Annotated in this window: 13 protein-coding genes; 10 read left to right on the plus strand and 3 right to left on the minus strand. The window is 51.0% G+C overall.

The window, feature by feature from the left end; genetic code table 11:
• Positions 1 to 141 precede the first annotated feature (141 nt).
• On the plus strand, positions 142 to 972 hold the full coding sequence (locus tag L855_RS05970; protein WP_159785431.1) for a pentapeptide repeat-containing protein: 831 nt from the start codon (positions 142 to 144) through the stop codon (positions 970 to 972).
• A gap of 57 nt (positions 973 to 1,029) precedes the next feature.
• Here the strand turns inward: L855_RS05970 and L855_RS05975 are convergent, their stop codons facing one another.
• A complete protein-coding gene (locus L855_RS05975) occupies positions 1,030 to 1,758 on the minus strand; it encodes a glycerophosphodiester phosphodiesterase (protein ID WP_159785434.1) in 729 nt (242 codons plus the stop codon).
• A 122-nt stretch (positions 1,759 to 1,880) separates the two neighbouring features.
• Between L855_RS05975 and L855_RS05980 the strand changes: the two genes are divergently transcribed.
• From L855_RS05980 to L855_RS06020, 9 genes are all read left to right on the plus strand, one after another.
• Positions 1,881 to 2,567 (plus strand): SRPBCC family protein, encoded by a 687-nt coding sequence (locus L855_RS05980; protein WP_159785437.1) that lies wholly within the window; start codon positions 1,881 to 1,883, stop codon positions 2,565 to 2,567.
• Between the two features lie 44 nt (positions 2,568 to 2,611).
• Positions 2,612 to 4,054: a RecQ family ATP-dependent DNA helicase gene (locus tag L855_RS05985; RefSeq protein WP_159785440.1), complete on the plus strand. Its 1,443-nt coding sequence runs from the start codon at positions 2,612 to 2,614 to the stop codon at positions 4,052 to 4,054.
• 113 nt (positions 4,055 to 4,167) lie between these two features.
• Positions 4,168 to 5,541: an MFS transporter gene (locus L855_RS05990; RefSeq protein WP_219729877.1), complete on the plus strand. Its 1,374-nt coding sequence runs from the start codon at positions 4,168 to 4,170 to the stop codon at positions 5,539 to 5,541.
• Between the two features lie 69 nt (positions 5,542 to 5,610).
• Positions 5,611 to 6,696: an ABC transporter ATP-binding protein gene (locus L855_RS05995; protein ID WP_159785443.1), complete on the plus strand. Its 1,086-nt coding sequence runs from the start codon at positions 5,611 to 5,613 to the stop codon at positions 6,694 to 6,696.
• A gap of 284 nt (positions 6,697 to 6,980) precedes the next feature.
• Entirely contained in the window at positions 6,981 to 10,040 is a 3,060-nt protein-coding gene (locus tag L855_RS06000) for a PAS domain S-box protein (protein ID WP_159785446.1), read from the plus strand.
• Positions 10,041 to 10,215: 175 nt separating this feature from the next.
• The gene (locus L855_RS06005; RefSeq protein ID WP_159785449.1) at positions 10,216 to 11,421 is read left to right on the plus strand and encodes an argininosuccinate synthase; all 1,206 of its coding nucleotides are present in this window, start codon (positions 10,216 to 10,218) and stop codon (positions 11,419 to 11,421) included.
• Positions 11,422 to 11,746: 325 nt separating this feature from the next.
• Positions 11,747 to 12,022 (plus strand): SemiSWEET family sugar transporter, encoded by a 276-nt coding sequence (locus L855_RS06010; RefSeq protein ID WP_159785454.1) that lies wholly within the window; start codon positions 11,747 to 11,749, stop codon positions 12,020 to 12,022.
• Between the two features lie 40 nt (positions 12,023 to 12,062).
• Positions 12,063 to 12,890 (plus strand): YdcF family protein, encoded by an 828-nt coding sequence (locus L855_RS06015; RefSeq protein ID WP_343039241.1) that lies wholly within the window; start codon positions 12,063 to 12,065, stop codon positions 12,888 to 12,890.
• A gap of 57 nt (positions 12,891 to 12,947) precedes the next feature.
• A complete protein-coding gene (locus L855_RS06020; protein ID WP_159785457.1) occupies positions 12,948 to 13,178 on the plus strand; it encodes a hypothetical protein in 231 nt (76 codons plus the stop codon).
• Positions 13,179 to 13,200: 22 nt separating this feature from the next.
• On the opposite strand, the gene L855_RS06025 is transcribed toward L855_RS06020, so the two are convergent.
• Both L855_RS06025 and L855_RS06030 read right to left on the minus strand, forming a co-directional pair.
• Positions 13,201 to 13,785, minus strand: a complete 585-nt coding sequence (locus tag L855_RS06025) for a TetR/AcrR family transcriptional regulator (RefSeq protein WP_159785460.1) — start codon at positions 13,783 to 13,785, stop codon at positions 13,201 to 13,203.
• A gap of 65 nt (positions 13,786 to 13,850) precedes the next feature.
• Entirely contained in the window at positions 13,851 to 14,792 is a 942-nt protein-coding gene (locus L855_RS06030) for a GspE/PulE/PilB domain-containing protein (RefSeq protein ID WP_246198743.1), read from the minus strand.
• Positions 14,793 to 15,119 lie beyond the last annotated feature (327 nt).

A 15,119-nucleotide genomic window follows, 5' to 3' on the forward strand; every position in this document is an offset into this window, starting at 1 on the left:
GTCAGAGAACCAAAGGGGAAAATCTGAGCTAAACTCCCATTAGGAGACGCTCCTAGGCTTGTCACAGGCAGACCTAGACCGCCACTAATCATCACGTCATGCTGTTTGCTTGATAATTTGGGAATTTTAGATAGACCGGTTATGTACAACGCAAAATTTGCCCGAAATCTCTCGTTTCCTTGGGCGATCGCCCCGGCGCTGGCGCTAATCTGGAGTTTCGGCACGGTAACCCCAGTCCTTGCCCAAAATGGACAGGATTTGCAACGACTCCTGTCCACTCAGGACTGTCCTGACTGTGATCTACGCAATGCGGGATTAGTTCATTCCCGTTTGGCGGGAGCGAATCTACGAGGGGCGAATTTGGTGCGAGCCAATCTCAGTCAGAGTGATTTAATGGGCGCCGATTTCTCGGGGGCTAACCTGACGGGGGTTTCCTTTGTGGGGGCCAATCTCACGGGAGCGAACCTACAAGGGGCCAACCTCACGGGGGCTGATTTACGAGGGGCCTATCTCACGGGGGCCCAACTTGATGGGGCGACGCTGACCAATGCTAACTTGCGGGGAGCCTATGATGTCCCGAGTACGGTGGTAAGTGTGGATGAGTTACTCCGTTGGGGTAATGATGAGGCTCAACAGGGCAACTATCAAGGGGCTGTCAGTTTCTATACAGATGCTATTGTCGTCGATAATGAGTTTCCGTTAGCCTATCTCGGGCGGGCGGCAGCCTATAACCGGATGGGGGAAACTGAACGGGCTGTGGCAGATGCGGAACGGGCAGCAGAAATTTATTTTGTAGCCGGAAATCAGGAAGGTTACGAAACGGCGAAGTTTTTTGCCTCGGCAATTGTGGCGGAGGAAGAGGCGTTTCAAGAAGCCCGAGAACGCCAACGACGAGGGGATCTTGGGGGCAATATCCTCAATGTGATTACGGGAATTGGTAGTTTGTTGTTGCAGGGAGTTTTGCCATTTTAAAACACCCTTTAATACCAATTGAAAGGCTTGATTTATAGTTGTTGAAATTGGTAAGTTTCAGGGATTTTGAATGATTTGATTGCTGATGATGCGTCGAATTCCCTGCCGTTGTAGTTGCTGGGAGAGGCTGGGGTCGTCCACAGTCCAGGCGACGAGATCCACGGATTGCGATCGCGCCTGTTCGATTAACCCAGGGTCTTCCAGCAGGGGTTTATATAGGCTCAATAAGACCCCGCCCACCTCAGCCGCCTTCGGGAGACGTTGCAGAATATCTTGGGCGGTGAGGGTGTGATATCCCAGGCGGACGTGGGGGGATTTCTCCCGAAAGGCGGCGAGGAGGTCGGTATCAAAGGAACAGAGAAAACAACGATCGCCCAACTGGTGCGATTGGATAATCTCCAGGACGCGATCGAGGCGATCGCTCGTCCAACTCGGATGTGACTTAATATCAAGATAGGCAAATTGAGGAAATTGAGCCACCTCCTCCAAGGCTTGCTCTAAACTGGGGATGCGTTCCCCCTCAAATGTCTCGTGAAACCAGCTTCCCGCGTCGAGGGTTTGCATCTGCTGCCAAGGAACCTCGCGGACGCGCCCTGGCTCTCCGGTAGTGCGATCGAGGGTTTCGTCGTGAATGACGACGGGAACCCCATCCTGAGTCAGTCTTAGGTCAAATTCCAACGAATCGGCCCCCGCCAGTCGTGCCTTTGCAAAGGCAACTCGGGTGTTTTCTGGGGCGATCGCACTGAAGCCCCGATGGGCAATTTGTTCGAGCTTGGTGGATATCATAATGTGTCGTTTTTCTCAACCCCAGACGGTTCCTGAGTTTTGTTTAAAGAAATGTTAAGATACAGCTTTAAGGGATTCTCAACATGACCCCCTGTCCATCTTCAATGTACCGATGATTCTCCATGGAAGACAATACTCGGGTTAAGGTTGGCCGTCTCCTGGCGGGTGAACCGCTAGTAGCTGGACTGATGACCCTTTCCCTAACACTCCTGCCCAGTTTAATGCCTGGGGCGATCGCCCTGGAGTCATTCCCTGCTGCGGGCCGCAATGCATTAGAGTTCTCAGAGGTTGGGCCAGAGGTCGGGCCAGAAATTGAACTCACCCGCAACGAAGATGCCAGTTACACGATCATTGTTGACCTAGAGGCATCGGCTGAGGATATCTGGTCAGTCATTGCCGATTATGGGAGTTTCAACCAGTTTTTGCCCAATATCGTCTCCAGCGAAATTCTGGAAGTCGAGGGTAACCGTCATGTCGTCGAACAAGTCAGCGAGCAACAGGTCTTGTTCTTCCAGGTTAGATCGCGCCTGCGCACTGAAAACCTAGAAACCCAAAATCAACGCATCGATTTCCGTCTCCTAGAAGGTGATCTCAACCAACTGGAGGGCTACTGGGTGATTGAAGCCACCGAGAATCCGCAGGTTCACCGTCTTCGGCAAACCGTCACCGCCACCCCTCCCCCAGGAACCCCCGATGCCGTTTTCCATACTATCTTTCGTCAATCCCTCACGGATAACCTCGCGGCCATCCGTGACGAAATCCAGCGGCGACAACTTGACGGTGAGGCCCATCTGACCGTCAACCCTTAACTCGCCAGAACCTTGGCCGTTTGTCTCTTGCTTTCTTCCCTCGTATGATGCCTTCTCCTGACTGGACTGTGGTTCGCAACACCTTTCGCCAAACCTGGGGCTATAGCGATTTTCGCTATCCCCAGGGGGAGGTGGTGCAAACCCTGCTTCAACAGCAGGATGCTCTGGTGGTGTTGCCCACGGGAGGGGGGAAGTCCATTTGCTTTCAGTTACCCGCCTTATTACATCATGGGGTGACCCTAGTGGTGTCGCCTCTGGTGGCGTTGATGGAAAACCAGGTCCAGGCCCTGCGTCAGCGGCATCTTCCGGCGGCGGCCCTCCATAGTGAACTGCCGCGATCACAGCAAAAGAGTATTATCAACGCTCTCCAAACCCAGCAATTGCGGTTGTTGTATCTGTCCCCGGAAACCCTGCTTACCCCGAAAATTTGGCAGATTCTGCGTCAACCTCACCTACAAATTAATGGCTTGATGCTCGATGAAGCCCATTGTTTAGTGCAATGGGGAGACACCTTTCGCCCCGCCTATCGTCGCTTGGGAGCCGTGCGGCCCACCCTGTTGCAAACCCGTCCACCGGGGACGTCACTGCCCATTGCGGCCTTCACCGCCACAGCTGATCCCACCGCTCAATATACGATTCGGGAGGTCTTGCAACTGCGATCGCCGAAACTATTTTTACAAAATCCCTATCGGCCCCAATTGGCCTTATCGGTGGTCCATACCTACACCCCTCGCCAACGGAAACAGAAACTCCTCAAGTGCCTCAAAGAGCATCCCCAGCAGTCAGGATTGGTGTATGTGCGGACTCGCAAGGATAGTGAAGAACTTGCGCAACTGTTGCAACAGCAGGGGTTTACTGTCGCCCCCTATCATGCTGGACTCACCCCAGGGCAACGACGGGAGATTGAGCGTGAATGGCTGACGGGACAAGTTCCGGTGGTGATTTGTACCTCGGCATTTGGTATGGGGGTGGACAAACCTGATGTGCGTTGGGTGTTGCATTTCCATGCCCCCTTATTGTTATCGGAATATGTCCAGGAAATTGGCCGGGCCGGACGAGATGGCAACCCCGCCCAAGCCATTACCCTCGTCAGTGAACCCACCGGCTGGCTTGATCCGAGTGATCAACAGCGACGGCAGTTTTTTGAGCAACGAGAACAGTCTCTTCAGGATAAAGCCTTCCAACTCAGTGGCAAGTTACCCCGTTCCGGGAGTTTAGAAGCTGCCCTGAGTCAGTCCCCCCAGGCGGCGATCTCCCTCTCGTTATTGCACAGCAGCGGCCAACTCACCTGGCTAGATCCCTTTCATTACCAAATTCACACCACTAAACCCCGGCCAAATCAAACCAATCATCAAGCCTTCGAGCAAATGCAGGCCTATTTGCGCGATCGCCGCTGTCGTTGGCAGGTTATTTTAGAAGCCTTCGGCTTTGGCAGTACTGCCAAGCCCTGTGGGACCTGCGATCGCTGTCTGAGTCGACGGGACTAAGGTCGGCACTAAGCCATTGGTCTATCCCAGCTTCAGAGAGGTCTGATACCATGAAACTAGAGGCTGAACGCCCCATTGCTGCCTCTGTTGACGTTAAAACTTAAGACTACTCTATGAGCGATCGCCCTAAAAAAAGGCTGAATTTCCTGCAAATCATTAATATGAGTGTAGGATTTTTCGGGATTCAATTTGGCTGGGCGCTGCAAATGACGAATATGAGCGCCATATTCGAGCATCTCGGCGCACAAGCTGACGAGATTCCCATTTTATGGCTCGCCGCTCCCCTAACCGGCTTAATTGTCCAACCAATGGTGGGTCACATGAGTGATAACACCTGGGGGCCCCTGGGCCGCCGACGGCCCTATTTCCTCTTCGGCGCCATTCTCAGTTCTACTGCCCTGGTGTTTATGCCCCATTCCTCCAGCCTCTGGATGGCTGCCGGAGGCTTATGGATTTTAGATACCTCCAATAACATCAGTATGGAGCCGTTCCGCGCCTTTGTCGGGGACTTACTCCCGGCGGAACGACGGACTCAAGGCTTTGCAATGCAAAGCTTTTTTATTGGTGCTGGTTCGGTCTTAGCGGCGGCATTCCCTTGGTTACTTAATCACCTATTGGGGGTTGCCAATACCGGAGGAGAGCATTCCATTCCCCCGACAATTCAAATCTCATTTTATGTGGGAGCAGCAGCCTTTTTCGGAACCGTCTTATGGACTGTTTTAAGTACCGAAGAATATCCCCCTGAAGACCTAGAGGCGTTTGAAAAACAACGGGCAGAACAAAGTGGCTTCGGGTCGGGGATCAGTGAAATATGGTCGGCGATTCGAGAAATGCCACAAACCATGCGCCAACTGGCTTGGGTGCAATCGTTTTCTTGGCTGGGGATGTACTGTGTCTTTCTTTATTTTCCCCCCGCCGTGGCCCGCAATGTATTTGGTGCCGTTAGCGAAAGTTCCGAACTCTATTCAGAGGGAATTGAATGGGCAGGGATTTGTATTGCTGCCTATAATGGCGTCTGCTTAGTATTTTCGTTTATTTTGCCGAAGTTATCGCGTTTTACGAGTCGTCAAGTGACCCATTGCCTCTGCTTGGTCTGTGGTGGCATTGGCTTGATTAGTTTGTGGTTTATTGAAAATCCCTATCTAATTTTGCTCTCGATGGTAGGGTTAGGCATTGCTTGGTCTAGTCTGTTGGCGATGCCTTATGCCATCTTGGTGGGGTCTCTCCCCGATGAGCGCACGGGGGTTTATATGGGGATTTTCAATGCCTTCATCGTTTTACCCGAGATTCTGGCCTCTCTAGGATTTGGTTGGGTGATGCGGTATTGGTTTAATGAAAACCGTATGTTAGCCCTTGTCAGTGGCGGGATTGCCATGCTGATTGCTGCCCTGTTGGTGTTACGGGTTCAGGAGTCTGGAGTGACGAACTCAAGTCGAGACGATGACTCCCTAAACTTACCGGCCACAGCTCGCGCGGCAGAAGGCTAAGTGAATGGGGACAGGCTCATGGCGCCGGATTCCCCACTGGTTGATGATGTTGATTTAAATGGTATTCCAATGGCTACAGTTACAGTCAAGAACCTGAATAAAACCTATAATCCGAAGACAATTCCTGTTAAGGATATTAGCTTGACGGTGGAAGATAATGAGTTTCTGACCCTGTTGGGCCCGTCGGGCTGTGGGAAGTCCACAACCCTGCGGCTGATTGCTGGACTCGAAGAACCCACCCGGGGTCAGATTATGATTGGCGATCGCGATGTGACGGCCCTGAAGCCGGGCGATCGCAATATCTCCATGGTCTTCCAAAGTTACGCACTGTACCCTCACATGAGCGTTTATGAAAACATGGCCTCGGCGTTGCGGCTGCGGAAGATGAGTGACAGTGAGATTAAGCAGCGGGTGAGTGAAGCCTCACGCTTTCTGGATTTGCGGGAAGATTTGATGAACCGCAAGCCGGGCCAGTTATCGGGGGGACAGCGTCAGCGGGTGGCCCTGGGACGGGCGTTGGTGCGTCAGCCAGATGTGTTTTTGTTGGATGAACCCCTCAGTAACTTGGATGCGTTGTTACGGGAACGGGTGCGGGCTGAAATTAAGCAACTGTTTGAGAAACAGAATACTCCCGTCGTCTATGTGACCCATGACCAGGTCGAGGCCATGACCCTATCTACGAAGGTGGCAGTGTTGTATGAGGGGAATGTGCAGCAATTGGCCCCTCCGAGTGAGTTGTATTCTCGGCCCGCGAATCAGTTTGTGGCGGGCTTTGTGGGCAGTCCTCAGATGAATTTGTTGACGCTACAATGTCAGGGACAGACCGCTCGACTGGGACAGGGGAAACTCCCACTTCCCTCGGGGTTAGCGAAACCGCCGCGCCAGATTGTCTTAGGCGTGCGTCCTGAGGACATGCGTTTGGCTCAGGAGAGTGATTCCATTCGTTTCCCCGGCGACGTGTTTTTGGTGGAAAACTTGGGGATGCAGAATCTCCTCAGTGTCCGCCTGACTCCCGGTGAAGGGGAACAGGGCCCCGTTGAGGTGCGATCGCTCCTCCCGGCGGATTTGGATTGGGGAGGCGATCGGATTGAACTGGCGGTGTCCCCTGAACGCTTACATTGGTTTGATGTCGACTCGGGCGATCGCCTAGGCTGATGAGAGCCTGACCGTCCTCTATTTTGAGTGCGGTCGCTCTTGGTGTTCAACTCAGATTACAATTTATAACGGTAGTCCCTAATCCCAAAGGATCACAGTACAGCGTCTCGCCGCTTCTAGGAATCTAAGCTACAACAGAATTAGCTTAAACCTCTTGAGTCACTGGTTCACTGAACACAACTCTGGCAAAACCCACCGAGACCCGTCTAGCTCGAAGGGCCGTGGCTCGCTGACTTGGGGTTAGGGAATTTTTTGGAAGATCTTTCGATCTGATCATCAACTGAATGAACAATGATCTAGACAAAATACTCCTCCATTTGAAGCCGCCCCGGTTTAGCCTAAAAGGTCAAAACATTTTAGTGTTTCTGGGCTTAACCGTTGCTGCTTTAGCCGGAAATTATTTTAACATTTCTCTATTTTTTGGGGTTGACTTCCTGTTTGGCAGTATCGCCACACTGTTGATCACCTACTTGTTTGGAACCGCATGGGGAACGTTAGGGGCAGTTTTATCAAATTTCTATACCCTGATTCTCTGGGGACATCCTTACAGCATGATCCTCTTGAATTTAGAAATTCTTTGGGTGGGGATTGGCTTACGGCGCTCCTCTCTAAATATGGTTGCGTTAACCTTCCTATATTGGCTGGGGATAGGATTACCTTTAGGCATCATTATTTATGTATTTATTCTGCAAATCCCCAACCAGCTTACCCTATTAGTTGTTTTAAAACTAACAATTAACGGTGTTTTTAATGCTTTAATTGCCAGTACTATTATTGTCAATACTCCATTACTGGAGATATTAAGTCAAGGGTATCGGCGGAGTTTTCCATTTCGTCAAACCCTCTTTAATTCCTTGCTCAGCTTTACGATTATCCCTGTTTTGATTTTGATTGTCGTGGGAAGTCGAGTTCAATTTGAAAATCTGGAAACTGAAGCTACTGAGATTGTTCAGGCGGTATCGGAAGAGTTTCGAGAAAACCTAGAGATTACCCAAACCTATCGCTGGGGAGATTTAAATTTATTTGAGGCACTGCTTGAAGCCAAGCGCAGTCCCTACCCCATCCAAGTGTTTTTACTAAATCATTCATCCGTCGTCAAGAAATTTCCTGAAACGGCCAATCTCTTTAATTTAGAATCCGGAGTTATTGCAGCGCAGGGCAATAACATTTATCACTGGAAACCTGGGGGATCTATGGCATTGATGGCTCAGTGGCGCCAGTCTTATTATTATACCCTTATCCAAGAACCTGGATTGCCCTGGGACATTTTGGTGTCTCTTCCAGCAGAACCTATTGTAAGTAAACTACAAGCGTTTTATATTCGTAATCTAGTTATTTTATTGGGAATTATGGGACTGGCGGTGATTAGTGCCAACGCCCTCAGTCGTTATTTGATTCAGCCTTTGAGTCAACTGGCGGATGTCAGTGGGGATATCCCCAAAAAAGTCAGTGAAGATGAACCGCTTCATTTGCCAAAAACAGAAATTTTAGAGTTCAACCTTCTTTCGGCAAACTTTCAGATGATGGCTGAAGCGTTAGGAGAGAAGTTTAAGGAAATCAAAACTGCTAACGAGGAACTTGAACAACGGGTGATTGAGCGAACCAAGCGACTCTCGGAAGCAAATCAAACCTTGGCCGCAGAGATTCAGGAGCGACAACGCATTGAAACAGAAATCCGCAAATCTCAACAACGATTAGCACTGATGGTTGAACAAACACCATTGGGGGTTCTGGAATGGAATATGAAGTTTGAGGTGGTGAGTTGGAATCCGGCCGCTGAACGAATTTTTGGCTATACCGCAGAAGAAGCGATTGGAACTAGAATTGCCGATCGCATTGTGCCACCGGAGTGGGCCTTTCATGTTCAGCAGGTGATGGCTGATTTGATTGCACGCAAGGGGGGCGCTCGTAGTACGAATGATAATATTCGCAAAGATGGACAGCGAATCATTTGTCAGTGGTACAACACGCCTCTGATCAGTCAAGCTGGCGACTGTATTGGCATTGCTTCGATGATTCAGGATATCACCGAGCAGCAGCGGGCCGAGGTGGAGTTACGAGAAAGTGAACAGCGATTTCGAGATGTGTCGGAGGCGGCGGGGGAATATCTCTGGGAAATCGATCTCGAAGGAGGCTATACCTACCTCTCGGAGCGTGTTGAGGCGGTTAAAGGGTATCCAGTGCGAGACTTGCTGGGACGATCGCCGTTTGAGATTATGTATGGGGGCGATCGCCCACGGGTGCAAGAGCTTCTCAATCAGGCCATCACTCATCACTCCACGTTTAAAACCGAATATCGCAACATCACCCCCCAGGGCGATATCGTTTGGGAAGAAGTCAATGGGGTTCCACGTCTCGATGAACAGGGGAACTTAATCGGCTTTCGGGGAGCAGGTTTGAGTATCACCGATCGCAAACGCTCTGAACTGGAATTGCGTCAATCTGAAGCCCGTTTGCGGCAAAAGGCCGAAGAACTTGAGCAAGCCTTGCGGGAGTTACAACACACACAAAGCCAGTTGGTGCAAAGTGAAAAAATGTCCAGTTTAGGACAGTTGGTGGCTGGAGTGGCCCATGAAATCAATAACCCGGTGAATTTCATTTATGGGAATCTAACCCATGCTGAGGAGTATGTGCAGGAGTTATTGGCCGTGATTGCCAGTTATCAGGCGCATTACCCCGATCCGGTGGCCCCCGTTGAAGAACAGTTGCAAGACTCCGACGTGGAGTTTCTAGTAGAGGACTTTCCCCAATTAATTAATTCAATGCGGGAAGGGGCCCGACGGATTCGTGAGATTGTCGCCTCGTTGCGGAATTTCTCCCGCTTGGATGAGGCCGACTCGAAACTGGCGAATATCCATGAGGGGATTGATAATTCTCTGATGATTCTCCAAAGCCGTCTAAAACAAAAGGGCGATCGCCCGGAAATTCAGGTGCTGCGTGAGTATGGCCAGATTTCTCCCATTGATTGCTATCCGGGGCAGTTGAATCAGGTGTTTATGAACATCTTGGCCAACAGCATTGATGCCTTAGAAGAACGCGATCGCGATCGCCCTTGGGCGCAAATCCGCGAACACCCCAGTTGCATTTGGATTACCACCCAACAGCAGGGCGATCGCGTGCGAATTTCGATTCGTGACAATGGCCAGGGAATCCCGGAAGCAGTGCGGGAGAATATCTTTAATCCCTTTTTCACCACCAAAGCCGTCGGCAAGGGAACCGGATTAGGCTTATCCATTAGCTATCAGATTATCGTGGAGCGTCATGGGGGCAAGATTGACTGTCATTCAACCTTGGGGGCCGGGACTGAGTTCCTCCTGGAAATTCCCGTCAGGCTCGGCCACTAAATCTGTTTTCCCTAGGTGGGTCTCCTTGGTCCTGTCACCAAACCCTTACATAAGAGGGCGATCACTACTATTTCACCCGGACATCGGCAAAAAAGCCGTATCAGATTGCCCCTCAAACGGACAACTTGCCCCATAATAAGACACTGATTGTTTTGTGACGGAGAACGAAAGGTCTATGGGTCGTGCTACCAAAGCCGTACTGGCATACTCAGGTGGAGTGGATACTTCAGTCTGCATTCCCTACATGAAGAAAGAATGGGGGGTCGAAGAAGTGATCACCCTTGCCGCTGATTTAGGTCAGGGAGATGAACTCGAACCCATCCGCGAAAAAGCCCTCACATCTGGGGCCAGTGAGTCCCTGGTGGCCAACTTACAAGAGGAATTTATCCAAGATTACGCCTTCCCCGCAATTCGGGCCAACGCCCTCTACGAAAACCGCTATCCTCTTTCCACGGCCCTGGCTCGTCCTCTGATTGCCAAGAAACTGGTGGAAGTAGCGGCAGAATATGGGGCTGATGCTGTGGCCCATGGCTGTACCGGGAAAGGCAATGACCAGGTTCGCTTTGACGTAGCGATCGCCGGACTGAACCCCGATATCAAGGTTCTGGCTCCGGCTCGGGAATGGGGCATGAGTCGCCAAGAAACCATCGCCTATGGGGAGAAATTTGGTATTCCCTCCCCCGTTAAGAAGTCTTCCCCCTACAGTATCGATCGCAACCTCCTCGGTCGTAGCATCGAAGCAGGCCCCCTCGAAGATCCTTGGAATGAACCCATCGAGGAGGAAGTCTTCTTGATGACCGAGGCGATCGCCAAAACCCCTGACGAAGCTGAATATGTGGAAATCGGCTTCGAGGAAGGCTTCCCCGTCAGCGTCAATGGGGAGGCTCTGGCCCCGGTGAAACTCATCGAAACCCTCAATGCCATCACCGGACGACATGGCTTTGGCCGCATCGATATGATCGAGAACCGCCTGGTGGGGATTAAATCTCGGGAAATCTACGAAGCCCCCGCGCTCCTGGCCCTGATTTTGGCACACCGGGACCTAGAAAGCCTGACCCTGACCAAAGATGTCACCCATTACAAACGGGGTATCGAAGAAACCTACAGCCAACTGGTGTATAACGGCTTATGGTTTAGCCCCCTCAAAGGGGCCTTAGATGCCTTCATCGCAGAAACCCAGAAACAGGTGACGGGAACGGTGCGGCTGAAGCTGTTTAAGGGCAATGCCCACATCGTCGGCCGTAAGTCGACGAATACCCTCTACACCGACGAACTCTCCACCTACGGCTCTGACGACAAGTTCGATCATAAAGCCGCTGAAGGCTTTATCTATGTCTGGGGGCTCCCCAACCGGGTTTGGTCTCAGAAATTGCGCGGCTAAGCGGCTGCTGAACCGGGTTTCTGCCGTTGCCTCTTCAGGGTTCAATGAATGGGGGAACCCGGCCCCTCGATCGCAGAGGGTGGGCCGGTTTTTGGGTCATCCCCTGTTTGATAATTTCAGGGGATAGCCGGCAACCGGTTTGATGACAATTGCTTATTGTCACAGAAGTTGTAGTCAGAAGCTCGGAGTATGTCTTACAATTGCCTGTTGATGCGCTCAACAGGCGTTACTTTTGTCCTCAAATTCTCTGAACTTCGCGTTCTCGGGGATTTTTCGTCTGAGACAGGTACTCAGGCTAACCTACGCTTAACCACAGGAGCCAGCTATGCAAGATGCAACGATTCTGGGACTTTTGGCGGGAACCATGACCACGATCGCCTATCTCCCCCAATTGATTAAAACCTGGCAGTCTAAGTCTGCGGATGATATCTCTTGGAGTATGTTAATTATTCTCTGCTTGGGGATTCTCTTGTGGCTGGTGTATGGGACATCGGTTCACGATTTGCCGGTCATTTGTGCCAATATTCTGACATTAATTCTCTCTTCGACGATTTTGGGCTTAAAGGTTCACTATCGCTTGCGGCGGGCCTCGATTGATTGATGGCTTTATTTGCAAGTTGTTTTCAAATCCGTGGGCAACCATGGATTTTTTTATGGATTTTTTAATGATGGAGGCGATATTTTTTTTCCTCTCGAAGCTGCTGCCACCTCTGGTTTTCCCCTTGGGATTGGCCTCTGTGTTGATGCTGCTGGCCCTGGTGCTGCTCTGGAAACGTCCCGCTGTGGCGAGTTTAGCTGTTCTGCTGGGGTTTGTGGCCTTGATGGCTGGGGGCAATGGTTGGATCTGTTCGAGTCTGGTGCGATCGCTCGAACGGCAACATCTGCCGGTGGGGGAATTACCCCAGGCGGGGGCGATTGTGGTGTTGGGAGGGGCCACGCGATCGCCTAATCCCCCTCGTCCTTGGGTGGAGGTGAATGAGGCGGGCGATCGCCCTATTTATGGGGCCCGGCTGTTTTTACAGGATAAAGCCCCGTTTCTAATTCTTTCAGGGGGCCGCATTAGCTGGACTGGGGAGATTGGCTCTGAGGCGGAGGATATGGCCCAACTTGTCCAAGCTTTCGGCGTGCCGGAATCGTCGCTGTTGCTGGATCAAACGTCTCTCAATACTCGTGAGAATGCGGAAAATGTCCAGGTGATTTTAGAGGAACAGGGGATTGAGAATATCTTGCTGGTTACCTCGGCCATTCATATGCCGCGATCGCTGCGGGTGTTCCAAAAACTGGGGATTACAGCCATTGCTGCCCCCACAGATTTTCTGATTGCCGATTCCGTCACGGGAGGTGATGCCCAGAGTTGGCAGGCGATCGTTCTCAATCTGATTCCCGATGCTGAACGCCTGGCCCTGACGACCCGGGCGTTGAAGGAGTATCTTGGATTATGGGTGTATCAGCTACGGGGTTGGGCCTAAGGCTCACCGAACGTTCCCCATCGAATCCAAAACCCGTCCTTTCACTTGCGAGGCTTCATGTCTGACGGAATCAACCGCATTGTTTTCCTTCCACCGCCATCCCTGGATGAACGGATTGGCAGTTATCACGTCACGCGGGAGTTTCACCGAGAAGTCCAATATCGCCAAGACTTTCAAGAGTATTGTCAGTGGTATCGGGCTACGGCAGAGCGTAACCGTCAGGAATTGGCAAAACTGCGCGGGGATATCAACATTTTTGGCTGGTTTTCTCGCCGTCGGGGTCGTTGAGCGGTGCAAGACCAGGTAGGCTTTACTGGGTTAGGGTAGATAGGGTAATGTCCACCAGACCCTGAAGCGTTTGACGATTGGGGTTTAATTTCGCCGCCAGGCGTAATCCCTGGAGGTTGGCGAGGAGATACTTGGCCAGTAGGGAGATGTCCCCAGGATGGGTCAGTTCTTGGCGCTGGCGCGATCGCTCTAAAACGCTGGCGAAGGTGGCTTCAATTCGATGGAAATATCCTCTCAGTTGTTGGGAAATGCGAGGATCTTGGGGGGCCAGTTCAGCGGCCGTGTTCACCAAGAGACAGCCTTTGTGATCGCTATCCTCTAAACTCCAGTCCACCACCGATTCAAAAAAGCCACCTAATGCCGCTAGAGACGCATCAGCCTCCTGAAGAGGTGCTAAGTTCCCCTCGACGACCGTGCGATCGTAACGGGCTAGACTTTCCTCAAATAATGAATGTTTGTCCCCAAAGGTGTCATAGAGGCTGCCTCGATGAATCCCCATCGACTCAATCAACGTCCGAATTGAGGTTCCCTCATAGCCCTGTCGCCAAAAGGTGACCATCGCTTTATCCAAAACATCTTGTCGATTAAACTCCTTATGTCGCCCCATGAGTCTTTCTCTTAGTGATCAGCCTATCTCATTCTATAATAGGCCTTAAGCAGAAAAGCGATAACTTAACTGGCTGATTCAAGGATTTTGACTTGAGCATCCACTCGTTCTAAAACTTGAAGTAAGGCGGGAATGACTTCTAGGTGTTTCTGGGATAAGCTCGGGTGACGTTGATAGGTATCCTGAATTTCTCCGAGTTTTTTTTGCAGGTTTTGCGCTGTAATTAATACTTCTTGGCTTAAATCAATCAGTTTTTGTTGCTGATAAAACTTCAGGGCAGCCCCCCGCAACACTTGCAGCGTCGCTTCTTCTCCCTCATCACCGCGCATCACCCGCAGCCGCAATAGGACAGGAGTTTCATGATAAACTCGCTCCAATTCCACTTCTTTTTGGTGACGCACGGGCAGTAACGGCAAACCCATAAACCGTTTTAATTCATTAATAACACCTTGAAATGTACTGAGGGGCAACGCCTTCAGTACAGATTTAGGAACTCCATCTTGGCTCCAAAGAATATTCCCGACTTCGGCTTCTCGGGCAAAATGGAGTCGGCCAATTCCTCCCATTAAAACTCTCGCTAACAATTCCTGAATCATTTGGGCCGGGGAGAGAAACGCTAAGGCAGCTACGGGACCGGTTAAATGACGGGGGGTTAGATCAAGGCTGGGGAGATCAGGGGGGATAGTCTCCGCTTGAGCATCTGTACCAACGTCACGGGAGGGGTAGTTAGAGGCCGCTTGATTGCTATGGTTGAGATAGGCCGTCAGTAAGGCCTGATGCTTCTCAGCCGGGATACTTTGAGAGACCAGGGAACAGTTGAGATAGCCTAGCAACCGCCGTAGATAGTCTAAGGCCGCCGTATCATCAGGATTGACCATTCCCAGATAAATACGACTTCCTTCCATGGATAGGGGCACAACCTGGTGATACAAGCACACTTCAAAGGGCACGATTGTATCAATGGAGTGAAAAATCCAGTCGGAGTTCATGGTGAGGGTTTTCAGCATAAATGGACGAGTTTGAGAAGAACCCAAACCTAAATACGATGCAACCCTGAGGAATTCATGACAATCGAGGCTAGATGATCATGGAACTGTCAGCGGTAAACAGGACAGATGCGTTGGCTTATATAGCAATCAAAGATTGCCTTAAGACACTCTGAGTTGGGAGAGAATCCCCTACCTGTTGCCTACTGCCTATTGCCTACTGCCTGTTGCCTGTTGCCTTATTGTCCCCTGTTTTTTGTCCGATTCAGACCAACTTTTGCTATATTGGCTCATCAGCCGCTACAGGGCTGTTGAGACGGAGGTAGTTTCATCTTAGTTGAAATTACA

Origin of the sequence: Sodalinema gerasimenkoae IPPAS B-353, from assembly GCF_009846485.1 — a bacterium.
In the GTDB taxonomy this organism is placed as follows: Bacteria; Cyanobacteriota; Cyanobacteriia; order Cyanobacteriales; family Geitlerinemataceae; genus Sodalinema; species Sodalinema gerasimenkoae.

What these genes read in the sequence shown, in the direction of transcription:
- L855_RS06005 (WP_159785449.1), top strand. Translation starts at nt 10,216, where the DNA reads ATGGGTCGTGCTACCAAAGCCGTACTGGCATACTCAGGTGGAGTGGAT.
- L855_RS06025 (WP_159785460.1), bottom strand. Translation starts at nt 13,785, where the DNA reads ATGGGGCGACATAAGGAGTTTAATCGACAAGATGTTTTGGATAAAGCG.
- L855_RS05970 (WP_159785431.1), top strand. Translation starts at nt 142, where the DNA reads ATGTACAACGCAAAATTTGCCCGAAATCTCTCGTTTCCTTGGGCGATC.
- L855_RS05995 (WP_159785443.1), top strand. Translation starts at nt 5,611, where the DNA reads ATGGCTACAGTTACAGTCAAGAACCTGAATAAAACCTATAATCCGAAG.
- L855_RS05975 (WP_159785434.1), bottom strand. Translation starts at nt 1,758, where the DNA reads ATGATATCCACCAAGCTCGAACAAATTGCCCATCGGGGCTTCAGTGCG.
- L855_RS05985 (WP_159785440.1), top strand. Translation starts at nt 2,612, where the DNA reads ATGATGCCTTCTCCTGACTGGACTGTGGTTCGCAACACCTTTCGCCAA.
- L855_RS06000 (WP_159785446.1), top strand. Translation starts at nt 6,981, where the DNA reads ATGAACAATGATCTAGACAAAATACTCCTCCATTTGAAGCCGCCCCGG.
- L855_RS05980 (WP_159785437.1), top strand. Translation starts at nt 1,881, where the DNA reads ATGGAAGACAATACTCGGGTTAAGGTTGGCCGTCTCCTGGCGGGTGAA.
- L855_RS06010 (WP_159785454.1), top strand. Translation starts at nt 11,747, where the DNA reads ATGCAAGATGCAACGATTCTGGGACTTTTGGCGGGAACCATGACCACG.
- L855_RS06030 (WP_246198743.1), bottom strand. Translation starts at nt 14,792, where the DNA reads ATGCTGAAAACCCTCACCATGAACTCCGACTGGATTTTTCACTCCATT.
- L855_RS06015 (WP_343039241.1), top strand. Translation starts at nt 12,063, where the DNA reads ATGGATTTTTTTATGGATTTTTTAATGATGGAGGCGATATTTTTTTTC.
- L855_RS06020 (WP_159785457.1), top strand. Translation starts at nt 12,948, where the DNA reads ATGTCTGACGGAATCAACCGCATTGTTTTCCTTCCACCGCCATCCCTG.
- L855_RS05990 (WP_219729877.1), top strand. Translation starts at nt 4,168, where the DNA reads ATGAGCGATCGCCCTAAAAAAAGGCTGAATTTCCTGCAAATCATTAAT.